This is a genomic window from Metabacillus niabensis (genome assembly GCF_902829255.1).
Taxonomy (GTDB): Bacteria; Bacillota; Bacilli; order Bacillales; family Bacillaceae; genus Metabacillus; species Metabacillus niabensis.
The window spans coordinates 30,633-51,520 of record NZ_CADEPK010000001.1 but is presented as its reverse complement, the minus strand read 5'-3'; the positions used below and the strand labels follow the sequence as shown (position 1 = coordinate 51,520).

Annotated in this window: 20 protein-coding genes, 2 tRNA genes and 1 rRNA gene; 21 read left to right on the top strand and 2 right to left on the bottom strand. The window is 37.0% G+C overall.

The features are described from left to right. Positions 1-22 precede the first annotated feature (22 nt). The 11 genes from sufD (at position 23) to HU235_RS00210 (ending at position 11,211) form a co-directional block, all read left to right on the top strand. The gene (gene sufD / locus HU235_RS00260; RefSeq protein ID WP_174879056.1) at positions 23-1,324 is read left to right on the top strand and encodes a Fe-S cluster assembly protein SufD; all 1,302 of its coding nucleotides are present in this window, start codon (positions 23-25) and stop codon (positions 1,322-1,324) included. Continuing rightward, complete coding sequence (locus HU235_RS00255) at positions 1,324-2,541, top strand: cysteine desulfurase (protein ID WP_174879055.1); 1,218 nt, start codon at positions 1,324-1,326, stop codon at positions 2,539-2,541. The genes sufD and HU235_RS00255 overlap by 1 nt, the downstream gene beginning before the upstream one ends. Next, positions 2,534-2,971: a Fe-S cluster assembly sulfur transfer protein SufU gene (sufU, locus tag HU235_RS00250; RefSeq protein ID WP_095297473.1), complete on the top strand. Its 438-nt coding sequence runs from the start codon at positions 2,534-2,536 to the stop codon at positions 2,969-2,971. Before HU235_RS00255 ends, sufU begins: the two co-directional genes overlap by 8 nt. A 44-nt stretch (positions 2,972-3,015) precedes the next feature. Further along, a complete protein-coding gene (gene sufB, locus HU235_RS00245) occupies positions 3,016-4,413 on the top strand; it encodes a Fe-S cluster assembly protein SufB (protein WP_095297475.1) in 1,398 nt (465 codons plus the stop codon). Between the two features lie 220 nt (positions 4,414-4,633). After that, entirely contained in the window at positions 4,634-5,506 is an 873-nt protein-coding gene (locus HU235_RS00240; protein WP_174879054.1) for a DUF72 domain-containing protein, read from the top strand. Between the two features lie 8 nt (positions 5,507-5,514). Then, a complete protein-coding gene (locus HU235_RS00235; protein WP_174879053.1) occupies positions 5,515-6,345 on the top strand; it encodes a sulfite exporter TauE/SafE family protein in 831 nt (276 codons plus the stop codon). A 238-nt stretch (positions 6,346-6,583) separates the two neighbouring features. Then, positions 6,584-7,978, top strand: a complete 1,395-nt coding sequence (locus HU235_RS00230; protein WP_174879052.1) for a bifunctional metallophosphatase/5'-nucleotidase — start codon at positions 6,584-6,586, stop codon at positions 7,976-7,978. 75 nt (positions 7,979-8,053) lie between these two features. Next, positions 8,054-8,356 (top strand): YunC family protein, encoded by a 303-nt coding sequence (locus HU235_RS00225; protein ID WP_095297483.1) that lies wholly within the window; start codon positions 8,054-8,056, stop codon positions 8,354-8,356. 105 nt (positions 8,357-8,461) lie between these two features. Next, entirely contained in the window at positions 8,462-9,211 is a 750-nt protein-coding gene (gene yunB, locus HU235_RS00220) for a sporulation protein YunB (protein ID WP_174879051.1), read from the top strand. A gap of 384 nt (positions 9,212-9,595) precedes the next feature. Further along, positions 9,596-11,107, top strand: coding sequence for a sodium-dependent transporter (locus HU235_RS00215; RefSeq protein ID WP_174879050.1), 1,512 nt, complete (start codon positions 9,596-9,598; stop codon positions 11,105-11,107). Further along, the gene (locus tag HU235_RS00210) at positions 11,104-11,211 is read left to right on the top strand and encodes a methionine/alanine import family NSS transporter small subunit (RefSeq protein ID WP_095297489.1); all 108 of its coding nucleotides are present in this window, start codon (positions 11,104-11,106) and stop codon (positions 11,209-11,211) included. The genes HU235_RS00215 and HU235_RS00210 overlap by 4 nt, the downstream gene beginning before the upstream one ends. Before the next feature lie 69 nt (positions 11,212-11,280). Here the strand turns inward: HU235_RS00210 and HU235_RS00205 are convergent, their stop codons facing one another. Next, positions 11,281-12,237, bottom strand: coding sequence for a M23 family metallopeptidase (locus HU235_RS00205; protein ID WP_174879066.1), 957 nt, complete (start codon positions 12,235-12,237; stop codon positions 11,281-11,283). Positions 12,238-12,830: 593 nt separating this feature from the next. Here HU235_RS00205 and rrf point away from each other — a divergent pair. From rrf to tsaD, 8 genes are all read left to right on the top strand, one after another. After that, a 5S ribosomal RNA gene (gene rrf, locus HU235_RS00200) occupies positions 12,831-12,946 on the top strand. Between the two features lie 19 nt (positions 12,947-12,965). After that, positions 12,966-13,042, top strand: a tRNA-Met gene (locus tag HU235_RS00195). Positions 13,043-13,059: 17 nt separating this feature from the next. Then, positions 13,060-13,136: transfer RNA gene (locus HU235_RS00190), tRNA-Asp, on the top strand. Between the two features lie 240 nt (positions 13,137-13,376). Continuing rightward, a complete protein-coding gene (gene thiL / locus HU235_RS00185; RefSeq protein WP_095302248.1) occupies positions 13,377-14,360 on the top strand; it encodes a thiamine-phosphate kinase in 984 nt (327 codons plus the stop codon). 14 nt (positions 14,361-14,374) lie between these two features. Next, a complete protein-coding gene (tsaE, locus tag HU235_RS00180; protein ID WP_170944446.1) occupies positions 14,375-14,848 on the top strand; it encodes a tRNA (adenosine(37)-N6)-threonylcarbamoyltransferase complex ATPase subunit type 1 TsaE in 474 nt (157 codons plus the stop codon). Further along, positions 14,829-15,518 (top strand): tRNA (adenosine(37)-N6)-threonylcarbamoyltransferase complex dimerization subunit type 1 TsaB, encoded by a 690-nt coding sequence (tsaB, locus tag HU235_RS00175; RefSeq protein ID WP_095302246.1) that lies wholly within the window; start codon positions 14,829-14,831, stop codon positions 15,516-15,518. The genes tsaE and tsaB overlap by 20 nt, the downstream gene beginning before the upstream one ends. A gap of 13 nt (positions 15,519-15,531) precedes the next feature. Beyond that, positions 15,532-15,984: a ribosomal protein S18-alanine N-acetyltransferase gene (gene rimI / locus HU235_RS00170; RefSeq protein WP_255451951.1), complete on the top strand. Its 453-nt coding sequence runs from the start codon at positions 15,532-15,534 to the stop codon at positions 15,982-15,984. Beyond that, entirely contained in the window at positions 15,981-17,003 is a 1,023-nt protein-coding gene (gene tsaD, locus HU235_RS00165; protein ID WP_095302244.1) for a tRNA (adenosine(37)-N6)-threonylcarbamoyltransferase complex transferase subunit TsaD, read from the top strand. Before rimI ends, tsaD begins: the two co-directional genes overlap by 4 nt. Before the next feature lie 396 nt (positions 17,004-17,399). On the opposite strand, the gene HU235_RS00160 is transcribed toward tsaD, so the two are convergent. After that, complete coding sequence (locus HU235_RS00160; protein WP_174879049.1) at positions 17,400-19,334, bottom strand: ABC transporter ATP-binding protein; 1,935 nt, start codon at positions 19,332-19,334, stop codon at positions 17,400-17,402. A 237-nt stretch (positions 19,335-19,571) separates the two neighbouring features. Here HU235_RS00160 and moaC point away from each other — a divergent pair, with 237 nt between their 5' ends. Beyond that, the gene (gene moaC / locus HU235_RS00155; RefSeq protein ID WP_095302242.1) at positions 19,572-20,054 is read left to right on the top strand and encodes a cyclic pyranopterin monophosphate synthase MoaC; all 483 of its coding nucleotides are present in this window, start codon (positions 19,572-19,574) and stop codon (positions 20,052-20,054) included. A 169-nt stretch (positions 20,055-20,223) separates the two neighbouring features. After that, complete coding sequence (locus tag HU235_RS00150) at positions 20,224-20,871, top strand: redox-sensing transcriptional repressor Rex (protein ID WP_095302241.1); 648 nt, start codon at positions 20,224-20,226, stop codon at positions 20,869-20,871. Positions 20,872-20,888: the final 17 nt, after the last annotated feature.

The following is a 20,888-nucleotide window of genomic DNA, read 5'->3' as shown; positions in this document are numbered from 1 at the left end:
GCGTAAAGGGGAGTAGAGATAGATGGAAACGAAAACTTTCAATCAGGATTATATCACTAGCTTTTCAGCACAGCTTAGTGAACCGGATTGGCTCAAAAATCTACGCTTAGATGCTCTTGCAAAAGCAGAAGATCTTCCGATGCCAAGACCGGATAAAACAAAAATCGATAAATGGAATTTTACAAATTTCAGCCAGCATACAGTAACAAGCAACAAAATTCAATCATTAAATGAATTACATGAAGATGTAAAAGCATTGATTGATATTGAATCTGCTACAAATAATTTATATGTTCAAATAAATAACACTGCTGCTTATACTGTTTTATCAGATGAATTAAAAGACAAAGGTGTTATTTTAACTGATATTCATACTGCAGCACGTGAACACTCTGATTTAGTACAAAAATACTTCATGACAGACGGTGTCAAGGTTGACGAGCACCGTTTAACTGCTTTACATGCAGCGTTATTTAATGGTGGAGTATTTGTGTATGTTCCTAAAAATGTGGAAGTTTCTGAACCAATTCATTCGGTATTTGTCCACGATAATCCAGAAACAACATTATTTAACCATGTAATTGTAGTGGCTGAAGATAACAGCTCTGTCATATATGTTGAAAACTATATTTCAACAGTTGAAACAGAAATTGGAGTATTTAATATTATTTCTGAGGTTTTTGCTAATACAAATGCCCGAATTACGTATGGAGCAGTTGATACACTTGCAAAAGGCATTACAACTTATGTAAACCGCCGTGGTGTTGCTGGACGAGATGCTCGAATCGAATGGGCATTAGGATTAATGAATGACGGTGATACGATTTCTGAAAATGTAACAAACCTAATTGGTGACGGTTCTTTCGGTGATACAAAATCAGTTGTCGTTGGTCGTGGAGAGCAAAAGCAAAACTTTACTACAAAGGTTGTCCATTTCGGAAAACACTCAGAAGGATATATTTTAAAACACGGTGTTATGAAGGATAGCGCATCATCTATTTTTAATGGAATTGGAAAAATCGAGCATGGTGCAACAAAATCAAATGCTGAGCAAGAATCTCGTGTGCTAATGTTAAGTGAAAAAGCACGTGGAGATGCTAACCCTATTCTTTTAATTGATGAAGATGATGTAACAGCGGGACATGCTGCTTCAGTTGGTCGTGTTGACCCAATTCAGCTTTATTATTTAATGAGTCGTGGTATTCCGAAATCTGAGGCAGAGCGACTTGTTATTCATGGCTTCTTAGCACCGGTTGTTAATGAACTACCAATCGAAGGTGTGAAAAAGCAGTTGGTTGAGGTTATCGAAAGGAAAGTTCAATAATGGATATCCGTGATATTCGTTCACATTTTCCGATTTTGGACCAACAAGTAAATGGGAAAGACCTTGTTTACTTAGATAGTGCAGCAACCTCTCAAAAGCCACAAGCTGTCATTGAAGCTGTTTCTACCTATTATCGAGAATATAATTCTAATGTTCACCGCGGAGTGCATACATTAGGAACGAGAGCAACAGATGGATATGAAGGTGCTCGTGAAAAGGTAAGAAAGTTCATTGGTGCTAAATCAACACAGGAAATTATCTTTACTCGTGGGGCAACAACTGGATTAAATATTGTTGCCCAAAGCTATGGATTAACGAATGTTAAAGCTGGTGATGAAATTGTCATCACCTACATGGAGCATCATGCGAATGTGATTCCTTGGCAACAGGTTGCAAAAGTAACTGGAGCGACGTTAAAATATATCCCTTTACAGGAAGACGGTACAATTGAATTAAGTGATGTCGAAGCAACGGTTACTGCTAATACTAAAATCGTTTCTGTTATGCACGTTTCAAATGTACTCGGTACGATCAACCCTGTAAAAGAAATTGCTAAAATAGCTCATAAGCATGGGGCAATCATGGTTGTAGACGGTGCGCAAAGCACACCACATATGAAAATTGATGTTCAAGATTTAGACTGTGATTTCTTTGCCTTTTCAGGGCATAAAATGTGTGCGCCAACTGGTATCGGTGTATTGTATGGTAAAAAGGAATTGCTTGAAAAGATGGAACCAATTGAGTTTGGTGGCGAGATGATTGACTTTGTTGGGCTGCAAGAATCCTCTTGGAAAGAGCTACCTTGGAAGTTTGAAGCAGGAACTCCGATCATCGCTGGTGCCATTGGCTTAGCAGCTGCAATTGATTTTCTCGAGCAAATTGGTTTGGAAAACATTGAAGCACATGAGCATAAGATTGCACAATATGCTTTAGAGCAACTTAGTAAAATTGATGGACTAACGATTTATGGACCAAAGCATCGTGCTGGTTTAGTTACTTTTAATATAGAGGATGTTCATCCACATGATGTAGCAACTGTATTGGATGCTGAAGGGATTGCAGTCCGTGCGGGACATCATTGTGCACAGCCTCTAATGAAATGGTTAAAGGTATCGGCTACAGCAAGAGCGAGCTTTTACTTGTATAATACTGAGGATGAAGTTGATAAATTAGTTGCAGGGATAATTAAAACAAAGGAGTACTTCGGTAATGTCTAATCAAATTAATCTTGACACCCTCTACCGTCAGGTCATTATGGATCATTACAAGAACCCACGTAATAAAGGTGTTCTTGATGATAGTCTTACAATTGATATGAATAATCCGACTTGTGGAGACCGGATACGCTTAACCCTTGACCTTGATGGTGATGTTGTCAAGGATGCAAAGTTTGAAGGTGAAGGCTGCTCCATTTCAATGTCATCGGCATCAATGATGACTCAAGCAATTAAAGGAAAAACGTTAGAGCAAGCGTTAAAGCTTTCAGAAATCTTTTCTGACATGATGTTAGGTAAAGAGTATGAAGGTGATATTGATTTAGGTGACATTGAAGCATTGCAAGGTGTTACGAAATTTCCGGCTCGCATTAAATGTGCCACTTTAGCTTGGAAGGCTATGGAAAAGGGCGTTAAAAGCAAAGACGAATAAATAAGGGATTGCCCTTAATTCTAACTAGATAGGAGTGAATGTAGATGGCTAAAAAAGCACCAGAAATCGGCGATTACAAATATGGATTTGCTGATAAGGATGTCTCCATCTTCCGTTCTGAACGAGGATTAACGAAAGAAATCGTTGAAGAAATTTCTCGTATGAAATCTGAACCACAATGGATGCTAGATTTCCGTTTAAAATCTTTAGATAATTTTTATAAGATGCCAATGCCTCAATGGGGTGGAGATTTAGCATCATTAAACTTCGATGAAATTACGTACTACGTAAAACCATCGGAAAAATCTGAGCGTTCATGGGATGAAGTTCCTGAGGAAATTAAAGCTACATTTGATAAATTAGGAATTCCAGAGGCTGAACAAAAATATTTAGCAGGTGTATCTGCGCAATATGAATCAGAGGTTGTATACCATAATATGAAGGAAGACCTTGAAGAGCTTGGAATTGTTTTCAAGGATACGGATACAGCATTAAAAGAGAATGAGGATATTTTCCGTGAGCATTTTGGAAAAGTTATCCCACCGACTGATAATAAATTTGCAGCATTAAACTCTGCTGTATGGTCTGGTGGATCATTTATCTACGTACCAAAAGGTGTAAAGGTTGATACACCATTACAAGCTTACTTCCGGATTAACTCAGAAAATATGGGACAATTTGAGCGTACATTAATCATTGTTGACGAAGGCGCACATGTTCACTATGTTGAAGGTTGTACAGCTCCTGTTTATACAACGAATTCATTACACAGTGCGGTTGTTGAAATTATCGTTAAGGATGGCGGCTATTGCCGTTATACAACGATTCAAAACTGGGCAAACAATGTATTCAATCTAGTGACAAAGCGTGCCGTTTGTGAAGCAAACGCAACAATGGAATGGATTGATGGAAACATTGGTTCAAAATTAACAATGAAATACCCTGCTGTCATCTTAAAAGGTGAAGGTGCACGTGGTATGACGTTATCAATTGCCATTGCTGGTAAAGGTCAACATCAAGATGCTGGTGCTAAGATGATTCACCTAGCTCCTAATACATCTTCAACCATCGTTTCAAAATCAATTTCGAAACAAGGTGGTAAAGTAACATACCGCGGTATCGTTCATTTTGGACGTAAAGCAGATGGTGCAAGATCAAATATTGAATGTGATACACTCATTATGGATAACCAATCAACATCAGATACAATTCCATACAATGAGATTTTAAACGACAATATTTCTCTTGAGCACGAAGCAAAGGTTTCTAAGGTTTCTGAAGAGCAATTATTCTACCTTATGAGCCGTGGTATTTCAGAAGAAGAAGCAACTGAAATGATCGTAATGGGCTTCATCGAGCCATTTACAAAAGAGCTTCCAATGGAATATGCAGTTGAAATGAACCGTCTAATTAAGTTCGAAATGGAAGGTTCTATCGGTTAATAATAAATGGGCTGACAATCTCTTTTGTCAGCCCATTTATTTTAGTTTATCCCACATTACTTCTTATTTCCTCGACTATTTTATTCTTTCAACAAATCATGGATGAACGATTCAATCTTGCAGACAATAGGTCATAAGGAAGCGCAACAATGTTCTAACTGCTGTTTACGTGGTATATTATGAATAGAAACAATCTATACATAATGAGGTTGATTTTTACGTGACATTAATACAAATCGGATTAACAGGGTGGGGAGATCATGATTCTCTTTATCCGCTTAAAACGAGTTCAACGAATAAATTAAAAGAATATTCAGCACATTTTCCTACAGTTGAAATTGATACGAGCTTTTATGCGATTCAGCCTGAGCGCAATATTGTGAAGTGGCTGCGGGATACGCCGGATGCGTTTCAATTTGTTGTAAAAGCATATCAAGGCATGACAGGGCATTTACGTGGGGATATCCCATTTGCAAATAAACAGGAAATGTTTCATGCATTTATTCAATCGATAAAACCTATTCGAACATCAAATAAATTAGCAATGGTTCTCTTTCAGTTTCCACCATGGTTTGCTTGTACGAAGGAAAATGTTACGTATTTAAAATGGTGTAGAGAACAAATGGGTGATTTTGATGTAGCGCTTGAGTTTCGGAATCGAACTTGGTTTTCAGGGGAGTTTTATGATAAAACATTAGCGTTTATGAAAGCTGAAAACTGGATTCATAGTATTGTTGATGAGCCACAGGCTGGTGAACGATCCATTCCGACTGTTCTTCATCCAACTGATTCTAAGAAAACGTTAATTCGTCTTCATGGACGAAATGTTCATGGATGGAATAAACCTTCCTCTGGTGACAATTGGCGTGATGTACGTTATTTGTATCGCTATAATGAGGAAGAGTTACTTGAATGGAAACAACATATTCAAAAGCTACAGGAGCAAACAGAAACAATTTATATGTTATTTAATAATAATTCAGGTGGAGATGCAGCAGATAATGCCAAAATGATGGTGAATTTATTAGACATCTCCTATGACGGACTTGCTGAGAAGCAACTAAGTCTGTTTAGTGATATAGAGGAGCGTTAACTTATAAAATGGAATGGATTATTTTATTAATCGTTGGGTTAATAGCAGGAACGATTGGTAGTATTGTTGGTTTAGGTGGAGGAATTATTGTTGTTCCGATGCTATTAACACTCGGTAGTTATTTTTCCGCATTTGATGATGTATCACCACAGGTTGCTGTTGGTACATCATTATTAGTTGTTATTTTCACTGGTCTTTCCTCTACGTTGACCTATATGAAGTATAAAAAAGTTGATTATAAAAGTGGTCTTATCTTCTTTATTGGAAGTGGACCAGGTGGAATTATCGGAGCTTATGTGAATAAGTTTTTCAATTCATCCTCATTTTCATTATGGTTTGGCTTGTTTATGATCTTCATATCGATCATTTTAATGGTGAGAGATAAACTGCCAAAAGCAAAGGAAAGACCAGGCAAAAAGGTGGTTCGGACCTATTTTGGAGAGGAAGGAGAAGAGCTTACTTATGCTTATCGACCGATATTGGGTATTGTCATTGCTTTTGTAGTAGGATTTATATCCGGGCTATTTGGCATAGGTGGTGGAGCATTAATGGTTCCTGCAATGGTTTTATTATTTATGTTTCCTCCACATATAGCTGTTGCGACATCGATGTTTATTATTTTCCTATCCTCTGCAACAGGCTCGATTACACATATAGCTTTGGGAAATATTGATTGGTTATTTGCGGCGATATTAGTACCAGGTGCATGGTTTGGAGGGAAATTTGGTGCTCTTATCAATACGAAGCTAAAGGGTAAAACAATTATCACCCTATTAAGAATTGTATTAATTATTGTCGGATTAAAGCTAATTTATGAAGGATTGACTGGCTTAACATGATAATTAGAGGGCTTATTAAGCGTAAACGTTTATTTTCTTTGCGGTTATTTCGCTAAAGAGGGAGGTTTTTAGTGCGTGAGCCAACCATGGATAATCCTTTTACGTTGGCACTAAACCTATCCACTAAATTACCAATATGCTTGAACATAGCTCATAGATTAAAAAAGTATAAAAGCTTGGACATTGAATCCAATCTGATCGTTTTTCATAAATGCTTTATGGAAAAGGGGAGAGAGACATGCTAGAAACCATTCACCTATATCATACGAATGATTTACATAGTCATTTTGAAAATTGGCCTAAAATTGCCCATTTCTTAAATAAGAAGAGAGACATACATAAGCAAAATAATGAAACGATGCTTCTCTTTGATATCGGAGATCATGCTGATAGATTTCATCCAATAACAGAGGCGACTCATGGGAAGGCAAATGTCGAATTATTAAATCGTCTTCATTATGATGCAGCGACAATAGGCAATAATGAAGGAATTACGTTTGCCCATGATGATTTAGATACATTGTATGATCATGCAACATTTCCTATCGTATTATCGAATCTTTACACTGAGTTAGGGGAGCGGCCGTCATGGGTTGTTCCTTATCAAATGATGAATCTGGAAAATGGTATGAGCATAGCTGTCCTAGGTGTGACGGTTTTTTATGAGAAGTTTTATGAGTTACTTGGCTGGCAAATAAAAGACCCATTTCAGAGCTTATTAGAAACGGTCAATCAAGTAAAAGATCAGGCTGATCTGATCATTCTCCTCTCTCATTTAGGTATTACTGATGACGAAATCATCGCAAAAGAATTTCCAGAAATTGATATTATTATCGGTGGTCATACACATCATGTTTTACAAAAAGGGAAGGAAATGAATGGTACATTACTTGCTGGTGCTGGTAAATACGGACAATATATCGGTCATATCTCATTTACAATCAATCCACACAAAAAAGAGATTGTACAACGTGAGGCTGAAGTCTATCCGATGGAAGAGGAAGTCGAGTATTGCGAAGAAACTGCATCATGGCTGAATAAGGAAATGGTAAAAAGTGAATCAACCTTATCAGAAGTTGTTGCTGTTATCGATAAAGATTTGCCGCTTGATTGGTTTCGAGAGTCCCCTTTCCCACAACTTTTAGTCCAAGCATTATTAGATTGGTGTGATGGTGAAGTGGCTATGGTTAATTCAGGAATGTTACTAGAGCCTTTATTGAAAGGTCCGATAACAAAGAAGGACTTGCATCGAATTTGTCCACACCCAATTAATCCATGTAAGGTTTATTTAAAGGGAGATGTGTTGAAAGAGGTTATTGTTCAAGCTAGAGAGGAAAAAATGGAGCATCTTCAATTAAAAGGGTTAGGATTTAGAGGGAAAGTAATGGGAAGAATGGTTTACGAGGGAATTGATATCCAAACTGATACATTAGAAGATGGGAAACAGCATGTTACGGAAGTACTTGTTCATGGAGAACCGATCAATCCCGAAAAAACATATGCAGTGGCAACCGTGGATATGTTTACGTTAGGGCCACTATATCCTGCAATAAGCCATGCGAAGGAAAAAATATTTTATATGCCAGAATTATTGAGAGATTTATTAGCATGGCAATTGGCAAAAAAACCTTAATTTCATAGGCGTTTTATCTACACGTATTACTTATGCACTCATAGAGATATAGTAATGAAAGGAGTGTATGAGCATATGGTAACGATGACGCCAATTGTTATAGACGGGAATCAGTTTACAGCGATTACAATTGCTTTACCAAAAACAAATTTTATGGCGATAACGAATGAAAAAGGGTATATCATGTGTGGAGCTCTAGATGTCGGTTTATTAAATGAAAAACTGAAGGATCGTGGGATTATTGCTGGAAGAGCAGTCGGTGTTAGAACGATTGAACAATTGCTTGAAGCACCGTTAGAATCAGTAACATATGAGGCTGAAAAGTACGGAATTGAAGTTGGAATGGCAGGAAAAGATGCTTTGCTTAAAATGATATAAAGTTGTCCATTTACACAACGGTTAAATAACCAAACATGAATCAGATAAAAAAGATGCGTACATCCCCCCTTACAAGCATAAACATGTTGTAAGGGGGGATGTATTTTGCCTAAATTTCGCGGTAGAAGTGTACGCCGCCGTCGAGGGCCATTACCTTTTCGTTATGTTCTCTTATTAACGTTAGTTATTTTTATTATATTAACGGCAGTAAGCTTTTGGATTGTTAATGTTCAGGTGGAAGCTACTTTAATGAGGATAGCAAAGTTTGAAGCAAATAAGGTTGCAACTACTATCATACATAATGCGGTAGAAAAAGAAGTGCTAACAGAGGCTGAGCAAGAAAATCTGGTTGATATTACAACAAATAGTAATGGAAATGTCACATCAGTTAACTTAAATCAGCGTGCAGTACACGCAGCAAAAAAAAGAGTTCAGGATAATATTACGGAGAAGCTAAGTCAAATTGAGAGGAATAATTTCCATAGTAAAACTTCAAATACAGAGTTGGCTGATGGAATTGTGTATGGGATTCCATTAGGGGTAATTACGAATAACTCGTTACTAAGTTCCTTAGGACCGGAAATTCCGATTCAATATTATTTAATTGGCGATGTATTTGTTGATACAAAAAGTGAGACAAAGGAATATGGTATTAATGGTGGAGTACACGAAATATCTTTATACGTAGAGGTAAGTGTTCAAGTAGTCATTCCATTTGCAACAGAAGTGATAAAAGCAACGAATACGATCCCAATCGTAAATTTCTCAGAACGTGGAGATGTTCCGCAATATCATGGTGGTGGTGGTTCTGAAGGAAATCTTCCGGACGTTGACATACCTGGATTAGAGGAGTAATGAGCATGTTGTTCATTGCTCTTTTTTATTATCAAAATTGTTAAACTTTGGAGCTTGCGCAGTTATATTGTTTTTTATAGAATAACTTTATGTTGAAAAAAATGATAAAATGTATTAGCTTTCAATAATACTTTTTAGAGTGGGATTGCTTTGTTTCCTTGATTATAAGGAGAGATATTAAAAGGAAAATTATTGTAATTTACTTTCAGAACTATTTAAATTTTCTGAATAAATCATACTAAAATAATATTTTTCGCAAATTTTTGTGGACATAGGCATAATGTCCATTTATAATATGTATAGATTATACTAAATAGTCAGAAAATTAGGTAATTTCAAATTGTTCCGTTATTTGGTTCAAGTTTGAGAAGGGGGAAATTTGTAATGAATAATCGTCCACAGTGGGGATCAAGGGCTGGCTTTATTATGGCAGCTGTTGGTTCTGCAGTAGGCTTAGGAAATATTTGGCGTTTTCCAGCAACAGCATATGAAAATGGAGGAGGAGCGTTCTTCCTACCGTACTTGTTTGCATTATTAACTGCGGGTATTCCATTGCTTGTAATGGAATTTGCTTTAGGACATAAGTACCGTGGATCATCGCCAGTAACATTTTCGAAAATTAGCAAAGGAAAAGAATGGCTAGGCTGGTGGCAGCTAGCGATCGCATTCGTTATTTCTTGTTATTATCCAGCAATTGTTGCTTGGGCATCATCGTATTCTATTTTTTCATTTAAGCAAACGTGGGGAGATGACCCAGAAGGCTTCCTTTACAATGATTACTTAAAGCTTGCTGAAACTCCTGGAGATTTCGGTGGCTTAGTGCCAGGCGTCTTAATTCCAATCATTATCGTTTGGGTTATTACATTAGGCGTTATGTTTGCCGGTGTTAAAAAAGGAATCGAAGCAGCTAATAAAATCTTCATTCCATTGCTCGTTGTTATGTTTACAATCATCGTTGTTCGTGCTATTACGCTTGATGGAGCATTACAAGGCTTGGATGCATTTTTTAAACCAGATTGGAGCAAGGTGCTTGACGGAAAGGTATGGGTAGCAGCATACGGACAAATTTTCTTTAGTTTATCAATTGGTTTTGCAATTATGATTACTTATTCTAGTTATCTGCCGAAAAAATCAGATCTTACTAACAATGCGTTTATTACTGGATTTGGAAACTCTGCGTTTGAGGTTCTTGCCGGTATTGGTGTATTTAGTGCCTTAGGCTTTATGGCAACACAACAAGGTGTTCCAGTATCTGAAGTTGTTTCTTCAGGGGTAGGTCTTGCATTCGTTGTCTTCCCGCAAATTATTAATGAATTTCCGGCGTTTAACGGACTTTTTGGCTTCTTATTCTTTGGTTCATTAATTTTAGCTGGTATGACTTCGTTAATTTCAATTATTGAAACATATGTAGCAGGTATCCAAGAAAAATTCAATGTTTCACGTACGAAGGCAGTTGCATATGGCGGAGGGCTAGCGTTTGTTGCATCTCTATTATTTGCAACAAAAGGCGGACTTTACTTCTTAGATTCTGTTGATTACTTTATTAACACATTTGGAATTACTTTAGCTGGATTCATTGAAGTTGTTGCGATTGCTTGGTTTGCAAAAGAATTGAAAAACCTTCAAAAGCATGCTGATGATTTATCAGATATTAAGCTTGGTGCTTGGTGGAGAATTTGTTTATCAGTTATTACACCAGTCGTTTTAGGATATATGATGTTTGATAATTTAAAAACGAATTTAACTAGCGAATATGGTGATTATCCTCGTGAATTCTTATTTAATTGGGGATGGACAGTTGCGTTAGGTGCCATTTTTGTTGGGGTGCTATTCTCAATTAGTAAAAAAAAGAATAATGCACTAGCAGCTTCTGCAAATAAGGAGGTATCACGATGAGTGTATCTGCTATTACAATGATGGTCGTTGGTATTGTCGTAATCTGGGGAGGCTTAGTTGCTAGTATTGTAAATGCAGTAGTTAAGGCGAAACAGAGTAAGTAAATAAATATAATTGAACGTTAAAGGGCTGACATGATTGTGTCAGCCCTTTATACTGCGCGTCTTTAACGATTATTTCTTGTTACGTTCTGCTCGTTCCCATGCTTTTAAATGTGGATATGGGTCAAAGGACCATTCTGTTCTTCCGTTGTCCTTATATAGTCCATAGTGAAGATGTGGTGGGAACTTTCCTGATGTACCGGGTGGACCGTAGCCTGAGCTTCCAACTGAGCCGATTAATTGACCTGGTTCAACAACCTGTCCAACCTTTAATCCATCAGCAAAGCCGTTTAAATGTGCGAAATAGTGGTACGTATTATCAATATCACGGATTCCAACTCTCCACCCACCGTATCGATTCCAACCCTTCATTTCTATAACACCAAAGCAGGTTGAACGAACAGGGACACCGTAATTCGCAAAAATATCTGTCCCTTCATGAATTCTTCTTCCTCCCCAGCCACGGGCATCCCCCCATGTATTATGGTAGGTGAAATTATATTGACGGGGGATTGGAAAAGCATGTCCTTCTAAATCAAGACGGCCGTATTTTTGAAATAATTTCATATGCCCTAATATGAGTCCTACAGCTTTATCACGATGGTAATATTCCCACAACCCAATCTTGATGTTATCAAGATCTGAACCGTAAGATTGCAGGTAATTGGCAATTGTGTAGAGTACATCTTCATCATTAGTAGGCTCAGCTTTTTTATCGCCATTTCCGTCTACACCAATTCCGCCAAATAAGCCAATCGTTCTCGGATCGGTATCCTTTTGGTTTGGATTGAGTGGTCCAGTCCATACCTCAGGTTTAATATAAATTTCAATTAACCCAGGTGCTTTTGGAATATCTCTTCGCGAGTGCCTTACATTTCTTTCATATTGGTCGATTGCCGCAAAAACATACCACGGGATTGTCGTGAGCGTTTCTACCTTTTTATATAAGCTCATTAGCTTTTGGTTATCTTCATTTTTATTCGTTTCTGCACCATAAGTCTTTGGATGACTAGAGAAACATAGCACCATCAAACATAAGGTGAAACAGAGAATTTTCTTACGCACAGTAATGAGCTCCTTTCAGTCATTATCATTTAGTAGCTACCTTCACCCTGTAACGAAAGCTAAGCGGTGGGGCAGAATATTTTAGTAAAACAAAAAAGCGGTAATATCTTATAAAAAGACAATGGTGATATTCGCGGAAGGAAAAGCGGAAATCAACCAATTCTTTTATGCAAGATGAGATTTCCCATCACATTAGTGAGTAAGAACCCTGAAAGATGATCAGGTTGATAGGTCTGAGGTGGAAGCGTGGTGACACGTGGAGCTGACAGATACTAATCGTTCGAGGACTTAACCTAATTTAAAAAAGCAGAAGAAGCCGATGGCTTCTGGAGCTAGATATAAAGAGCGTTAAACTAAGTGAATGAATATAATATCGTTATCTAGTTTTGAAGGAATATATTATTCCTTATAACTTTATATGAAGTAAAAGGGTTTCGAGGAACGAACAGTTCAAGGAATCGATTGAGGAGGCACCGGAGCGTACATCGGTACGTGAGGATGCTGACGTATGAGATGACGCAGAAATGTGAAGTTCATCGGAAGCCGTACACTAATTATCTGGTGACGATGGCGAAGAGGTCACACCCGTTCCCATGCCGAACACGGAAGTTAAGCTCTTCAGCGCCGATGGTAGTTGGGGGACTCCCCCTGTGAGAGTAGGACGTTGCCAGGTAAAAACTTTATATTATCGTCGCGGGGTGGAGCAGTCTGGTAGCTCGTCGGGCTCATAACCCGAAGGTCGCAGGTTCAAATCCTGTCCCCGCAACCAATTTAAGTTAATGAAATGGTCCGGTAGTTCAGTTGGTTAGAATGCCTGCCTGTCACGCAGGAGGTCGCGGGTTCGAGTCCCGTCCGGACCGCCATTATAGATGATTTACGAAACACATTATGTTTCGTTTTTTTTATGTCTATTTTTATCCAGTGTTATCTTTCTTAGAACCTGGATATAAACGATTGAATCTGAGGCGAACATGATTGAATGGATAAAACTTGGATAAACTTCTATTATGAGATAAACTAATAAGAGACAAAAGTAATCCTTAGGAGTAAATCCTAAGGTTTTTTCATACTTTAAGAAATCTTCTTGAACATGGGAGAATGAAATGGATGAATTTGATTTTATTAATAAAATAACACCAAAGAAAAGAAACCATCCTAATATTAAAATGGGTATTGGTGATGATGCTGCTATTTATAGACCTGATTCAGAAAAGGATCAAGTTGTCTGTGTAGATACAATGGTTGAAGGAGTTCATTTTTTAAAACATCTATCTACTCCGTATGAAATAGGGTACAAAGCGTTAGCCGTAAATATTAGTGACATAGCTGCAATGGGGGGTGTTCCCCTTTACTATTTAGTAGCAATTTCAATTCCAAATACTTGGAAGGAATCGGAATTAATCGATATTTTTCAAGGAATGAACGAAATTGCTTCACATTATAACATGAGTCTTATCGGTGGTGATACAGTATCAACCTCAAAGGATTTAGTTGTAACGGTAACAGTGATTGGAGAAGTGGAGCAGAATGTACGTACGTTAAGAAGTGAAGCTGAGGATGGGGATATTGTTTTTGTTACTGGAACAGTTGGTGATTCTTCAGCTGGCTTAGATATTTTATTGGGGAAATATGTGATAGATGATGCTTCAATAAAAGAATATCTCATCGAGCGGCATAAACGACCTACTCCACAAGTGAAAGCTGGTCGAATTATTTCTAGTGTAAAAAGGGCCTCTTTAAATGATATAAGTGATGGATTAGCTAGTGAGCTTCATGAAATTGCTGAATCAAGTCGGGTAGGAATTATGATTAATGAGGAGGATTTACCAATTAGTCAGGAGCTATCTCAAATAAAACAGACTTGTGATATAACGAAATGGATGTTTTATGGTGGAGAGGATTTTGAGTTAGTTGGGACAACATCACCTGAATCCTGGGAACAGTTAAAAAGACTTTGTAATGAGCAATCGATTAAGATAACTAAAATTGGCTATGTCAGCAAGAAATATACTGGAGTTTTTCTTATGAAAAATGATAAAGATGGAGAACCTCTTCATAAATCAGGTTTTAATCATTTTAAAAAATAAGTCAGGTGAGAAAATTGGAATCATACATATTTCGTACAAACAATGCTGAAGAGACAAGGAATTTAGCTAAAAGTATAGCTGAAAAGCTAACAAGTGGTTCGGTACTAACACTTGAGGGTGATTTAGGAGCGGGGAAAACAACATTTACAAAGGGATTAGCACTAGGTTTAGGGATCAAGCGAAATGTAAATAGTCCAACCTTTACGATTATTAAAGAGTATAAAGGTGGGAGATTACCTTTATATCATATGGATGTTTACCGTTTAGAAGATGAGGCAGAGGATTTAGGTTTTGACGAATATTTTCAAGGTGACGGTGTAACGGTTGTAGAATGGGCACATTTGATTGAAAGCCAATTACCTTTAGAAAGAATCGATATTTCGATTAAATATATTGATGAAACAAATCGGGAGTTAATGATGACTCCGCATGGAAAGTTTTATGATGAGATATGTAAGGAGTTAAAAAATGAGAGCTTTAGCCATTGATACAACGAATAATGTGTTGGGAATAGCTATTTTAGAAGCAAATAAAGTCATAGGTGAATATATAACCAATTTAAAAAAGAATCATTCTGTTCGAGCAATGCCTGCGATTGAACAATTATTAAAGGAATGTGATCTCACTCCGAAGGATCTTGATAAAATCGTAGTTGCTACAGGACCTGGATCATACACCGGAGTCCGGATAGGCGTGTCGATTGCAAAGACGATGGCGTGGTCACTAAACATTCCAATAGTAGGTGTATCTAGTTTAGAGGCCCTAGCAGCTAATGGGAAATTTTTTAACGGAGTCATTTCTCCTCTATTTGATGCGAGAAGAGGGCAGGTCTATACTGGATTATATCGTTATTCTGATGATAACCTAGTAACAATAGAGGAAGATTGCAATCTATTATTAACAGAATGGCTAGAGAAGCTTAAAGAAACAGGTGAACAAGTACTTTTTTTAGGAAATGATGTCTCTATTCATAACGAGCTTATTAAAGAGATATTAGCAGAAAAAGCTGTGATAGGTTCAATGACGCTACATAATCCAAGACCTAGTGAATTAGGTATGATTGGTATGAAAAAAATAGCAACAGACGTTCATTCACTTGTTCCCAATTATATTCGATTAGCTGAAGCTGAAGCAAAATGGCTAGAACAACAAAAATAAGATGGTGAACAATTTGGATGAGAGATTTACGATTAGGGCGATGAAAAAGGAAGACATTGAGGAAGTTTATGAAATCGAAAAAATGTCTTTTACCGCACCTTGGTCAAAGGAATCATTATATTACGAACTTGAACAAAATCTTTTTGCAAAATATTTAGTTGTAGAGTACGAAGGAAGCGTCATTGGGTATTGTGGATTGTGGGTGATTATGGATGATGCACAGATTACAAATATTGCGGTACATCCTGATTTTAGAGGAAGGAAAATAGGAGAAGCACTATTACGTTTTTCTATGCAGCTATGCAAGGAAATGAGTGCGAAGCGACTTTCTCTAGAAGTAAGAGTCTCAAATCATATCGCACAATCACTATATAGAAAGCTTGGTTTTGAAACAGGTGGAATAAGAAAAAATTATTATACAGATAATTATGAAGATGCTAAAGTAATGTGGGTGAATTTAGGATGAGTCAAGCAGACCAATATATATTAGGAATTGAAACTAGCTGTGATGAAACGGCTGCAGCGATTATAAAAAATGGCCGTGAAATCGTATCTAATGTTGTAGCGTCGCAAATAGAAAGCCATAAAAGATTCGGCGGTGTTGTACCTGAAATTGCATCAAGACATCATGTTGAACAGCTAACGGTTGTTTTTGATGAGGCAATGAAACAGGCTAACTTAGATTTTAAAGATTTATCGGCGATTGCAGTGACAGAAGGACCTGGACTTGTTGGAGCATTATTAACGGGAATCAACGCAGCTAAAGCATTAGCCTTTTCACAAGGGCTACCACTAATAGGTGTTCATCATATTGCAGGTCATATTTACGCAAATCGCCTCATAACTGAGATGCACTTTCCATTACTTGCGCTTGTTGTTTCGGGTGGACATACGGAATTAGTGTATATGAAGGAGCATGCAAGCTTTGAAGTTATTGGTGAAACATTAGATGATGCGGCTGGTGAGGCATATGATAAGGTAGCAAGAACATTAGGTCTTCCCTATCCAGGTGGTCCTCATATTGATCGCCTTGCACATGAAGGACAAGCATCTATAGATTTGCCAAGAGCGTGGCTTAGTGAAGGATCATTTGATTTTAGCTTTAGTGGCCTTAAATCTGCTGTTATCAATACGCTCCATAATGCAAAACAAAAGGGTATTGAATTAGAGGCTAAGGATATTGCTGCAAGCTTTCAAGCAAGTGTCATAGACGTTTTGGTCACAAAAACAGCTCAGGCTGTGGATAAGTATCAAGTTAAACAGCTGTTAGTAGCAGGTGGTGTTGCTGCGAATAAAGGATTACGAACAGCACTAGAAAATGAGTTTGGAAAAAGGGATGGTTTTGAATTAGTGATTCCTCCTTTATCTCTATGTACTGATAATGCAGCTATGATTGCAGCGGCGGGAAGTATCCTCTATGAAAAAGGTGTAAGAAGTAATTTAGCATTAAACGCAAATCCTGGTTTAGAGTTACTCCCATATTAACGAGCTTCCGATTTTCGGAGGCTTTTTTTATCTTTACATTTCCTTTTCAGCAGGATAAAAGTACTGAATGAAGCGAATAAGTGGCTTTAGATATAGAAAATACAAGTTATCCACAGGGTTATGCACGATTTTTGTAGAATTGTGTAAAGTCATTAAAAATCCTGTCAAATATGCATAAAATGCCTTGTGTATAACTTGGATAAAATCAACAAAAAATGTGGATAATGTGCATAAGTCTGTTGATATGTTGAAATTAAAGGGGAAATGATTGTGGATAAAGGAATAGTGATCTGATAAATATACTTGTAAAAATTTTAAATGCTGGAAATAAAAAAGGTTATCCCTAAGCGGGGACTGTCCCCACAGAGAGATAACCAAATTGATTCAATTTCGTTTTTAATGTAATTCTTCCCATTCATTCATGAGAGCTTCAAGCTTTGATTGTAATTGTTCATTTTCATTGTTTAATTTTTGAACTTCCTCATGGTTTTGATAGATTTCAGGATCACATAGAAGCTTCTCATTTTTTTCTATTTGGTCTTCTAACTGGCTGATTTGTTCTTCTATTTCTTCAATTCTTCTTTGTTTTTGTCTTTCAAGTTTTTTTAACTCTTTCTCCTGTTGATAGGAAAGCTTACCTGTTGATTGTGTTGCTTCAACATCCTTCTTCTCTGATTCCTTCTCTTGCTTATTTAATTGTTCAATTTCTAGCTGTTCCTCTTTTTTCATTAGGTAGTAATCATAATCACCTAAGTACTCGGTTACTTTGTCTCTAGATAGCTCAAATACTTTCATCGCAATTCTATTTATAAAATAACGGTCGTGTGAAACAAATAATATCGTACCTGGATAATCGATTAACGCATTTTCTAGAATTTCTTTACTATCTAAGTCCAAATGGTTCGTTGGTTCATCTAGGATGAGGAAATTTGCATTTTGCAGCATTAATTTTGATAAAGCAAGCCGAGCCTTTTCTCCGCCGCTTAAGGAGTGAACAGGCTTAAGTACATCGTCACCAGAGAATAAGAAATTACCAAGAACGGTTCGGATCTCTTTTTCTGTTTTCGTAGGATATTCATCCCATAGCTCGTCAAGAACTCGCTTATTTGAATTTAAATCTGCTTGTTGCTGATCATAGTAGCCTATTTGTACATGTGAGCCAAGTGCAAAGCTACCTGTAAATGAATCAAGCTTTTGGACGATCGATTTAAGCAGAGTAGATTTACCGATTCCATTTGGTCCTACTAAGGCAATGCTATCTCCACGAGAAATAGAGAAGGAAATATTTGATAAGATTGGATTGCCTGGGCTATATGCGACAGAAATGTCAGTAGCCTTTAGAACATCATTTCCGCTTTGTCTTTCAATATCAAATTGAAAGTTGGCCGATTTTTCGTCACCGAGCGGCTTGTCCATTAAACTCATTTTATTCAATTTTTTCCTTCTACTTTGAGCAAGCTTAGTAGTTGATGCTCGGGCTAAATTCCGTTGAATAAAGTCCTGCAGCTTAGCAACTTCCTCTTGCTGTCTTTCATATGCCTTTAATTCTTTTTCATAATTCTCTTGCTTATATTTTAAATAGCTACTATAGTTTCCGAGATATTTTGTACTCGTTTGGCGACTAATCTCATATACTTGTGTTACAATTTTATCCAAAAAATAACGGTCATGTGAAACAATTAAAATGGCACCAGAGTAGTTTTGTAAATAGTGTTCAAGCCATGTTAATGTTTCAATATCTAAATGGTTTGTTGGTTCATCCAAAATTAATAAGTCAGGATTCGTTAACAGCAGCTTACCTAAAGCTAGACGAGTCTTTTGTCCCCCACTTAATGAGGAAATTTTTGTAGCGGAATCCAAATGACTAAACCCTAAACCATGCAGGACGGAACGAATGTCTGCTTCATATTGATAGCCACCTTTATCTTTAAAGGTAATTTGAAGGCTATCATATTCTTTTAATAGTTGTTCAAATTCACGAGAATTGTTGCTAGGGTCGATAACCGACATTTTTTGTTCAAGCTGTCTCATCTCATGTTCCATTATTTGAAGCTCTTTATAGACTGTAAGCATCTCATCCCAAATAGATAATTGTGATTCAAGACCGGTATCTTGAGCTAAATAACCAATTGAAACACCCTTAGGTTTAATAATTTCTCCACTGTCATAGGACATATTGCCAGCGATAATTTTTAATAGCGTTGATTTTCCCGCACCATTACGGCCAACGATCGCTATTTTATCCTTAGTTTGTACTTCTAGCTTAATATTGGTTAAAATAGGGTCAGCACCAAAAGATTTACTAAGCTGATTTATTTGTAATAAAATCATAACATTCACCTCTACTAATAATTTAAGTGTAGCTTAAATCACATGTATTGGGCAACATTGAGACTAAAGGGGATTTTTCCCACCACTCTTTTAAATAAAAAAATTTACTATCATTAGAAATGAAAAAAGAAAGAAGAAGACTTGTACTTGAGTGATGATCTCAGTAAATTTTTCACAAATACTAAACAGACAGATGATAAAAAATAGTGTATAGTCTACGTATAAGGGGAAATAGATATGTCAGAATTTACGCATTTTAACCAACAAGGTAGAGCGAAAATGGTTGATATAACCGAAAAAAATGACACAGCAAGAACAGCGAAGGCGAAGACGAGCATTCAGGTTACAAAGGATGTTTATGACAAGATAAACAATTATGAAATGGGGAAAGGTGATGTACTTTCCGTTGCGCAAGTAGCTGGAATTATGGCAGCAAAGCAAACGTCACAGGTTATCCCGATGTGTCATCCCATTCCGATAAAAGGTGTTGATATTGAATTTCAGTGGGATATCAAGGATAATGAATATATCCTTCTTATTACAACAACTGTCAAAACAAAAGGGAGTACAGGGGTTGAAATGGAAGCGTTAACTGCTGCAAGCATAACAGCCTTAACCGTTTATGATATGTGTAAAGCTGTTGATAAAGGCATGATTATCGGACCAACTTTTTTAGTAGAAAAAACTGGTGGAAAAAGCGGGAACTTCTACAGAAACTAGTAGAAGGGATTCCAATCAATAGCAGCAAGTAAAGACTTCACGATTATTATTACATAAATGATAAAAGAAGAAATGAATAAACTCCTGCCCTCATTGGAGTTAGGATGAAGAAAAAAGATATGGGTAATAAAATCGAAGTCACGCTTTTGAATGAATGTGAGGGATAAGAGTGAATATAGAACAATCAAAAATACCACAAGCGACAGCGAAGCGGCTTCCTTTATATTATAGGTTTCTGAAAAATCTACACTCGTCTGGTAAACAGCGAGTATCATCAGCAGAATTAAGTGATGCAGTAAAGGTAGATTCTGCAACAATTCGTAGAGACTTTTCCTATTTCGGAGCACTAGGTAAAAAAGGCTATGGATACAATGTGAACTATTTGTTGTCATTCTTTCGAAAAACATTAGACCAGGATGAAACAACAAATGTTTGCTTAATTGGTGTTGGGAATTTAGGAACTGCGTTTTTGCATTATAATTTTACGAAAAATAATAATACGGTCATCTCTTTAGCATTTGATATTGATAAGGAGAAAATCGGGAAGGAGATTGGTGGAGTACCGGTATATAATTTAGACGATCTTGAAGAGATTTTACCTGATGATGTAACGGTCGCTATTTTAACTGTCCCAGCTCCAGCAGCACAGGCGATAACCGATCGTCTCATTGTAAAAGGGATTAAAGGAATACTTAATTTTACACCAGCAAGATTAAATGTTCCTGATCAAATACGAATTCACCATATCGATCTTGCCGTTGAGCTACAATCACTTGTTTACTTTTTAAAGCATTATCCGATTGATGAAAAATCTTAAAGAAAGCTTTCTATAAA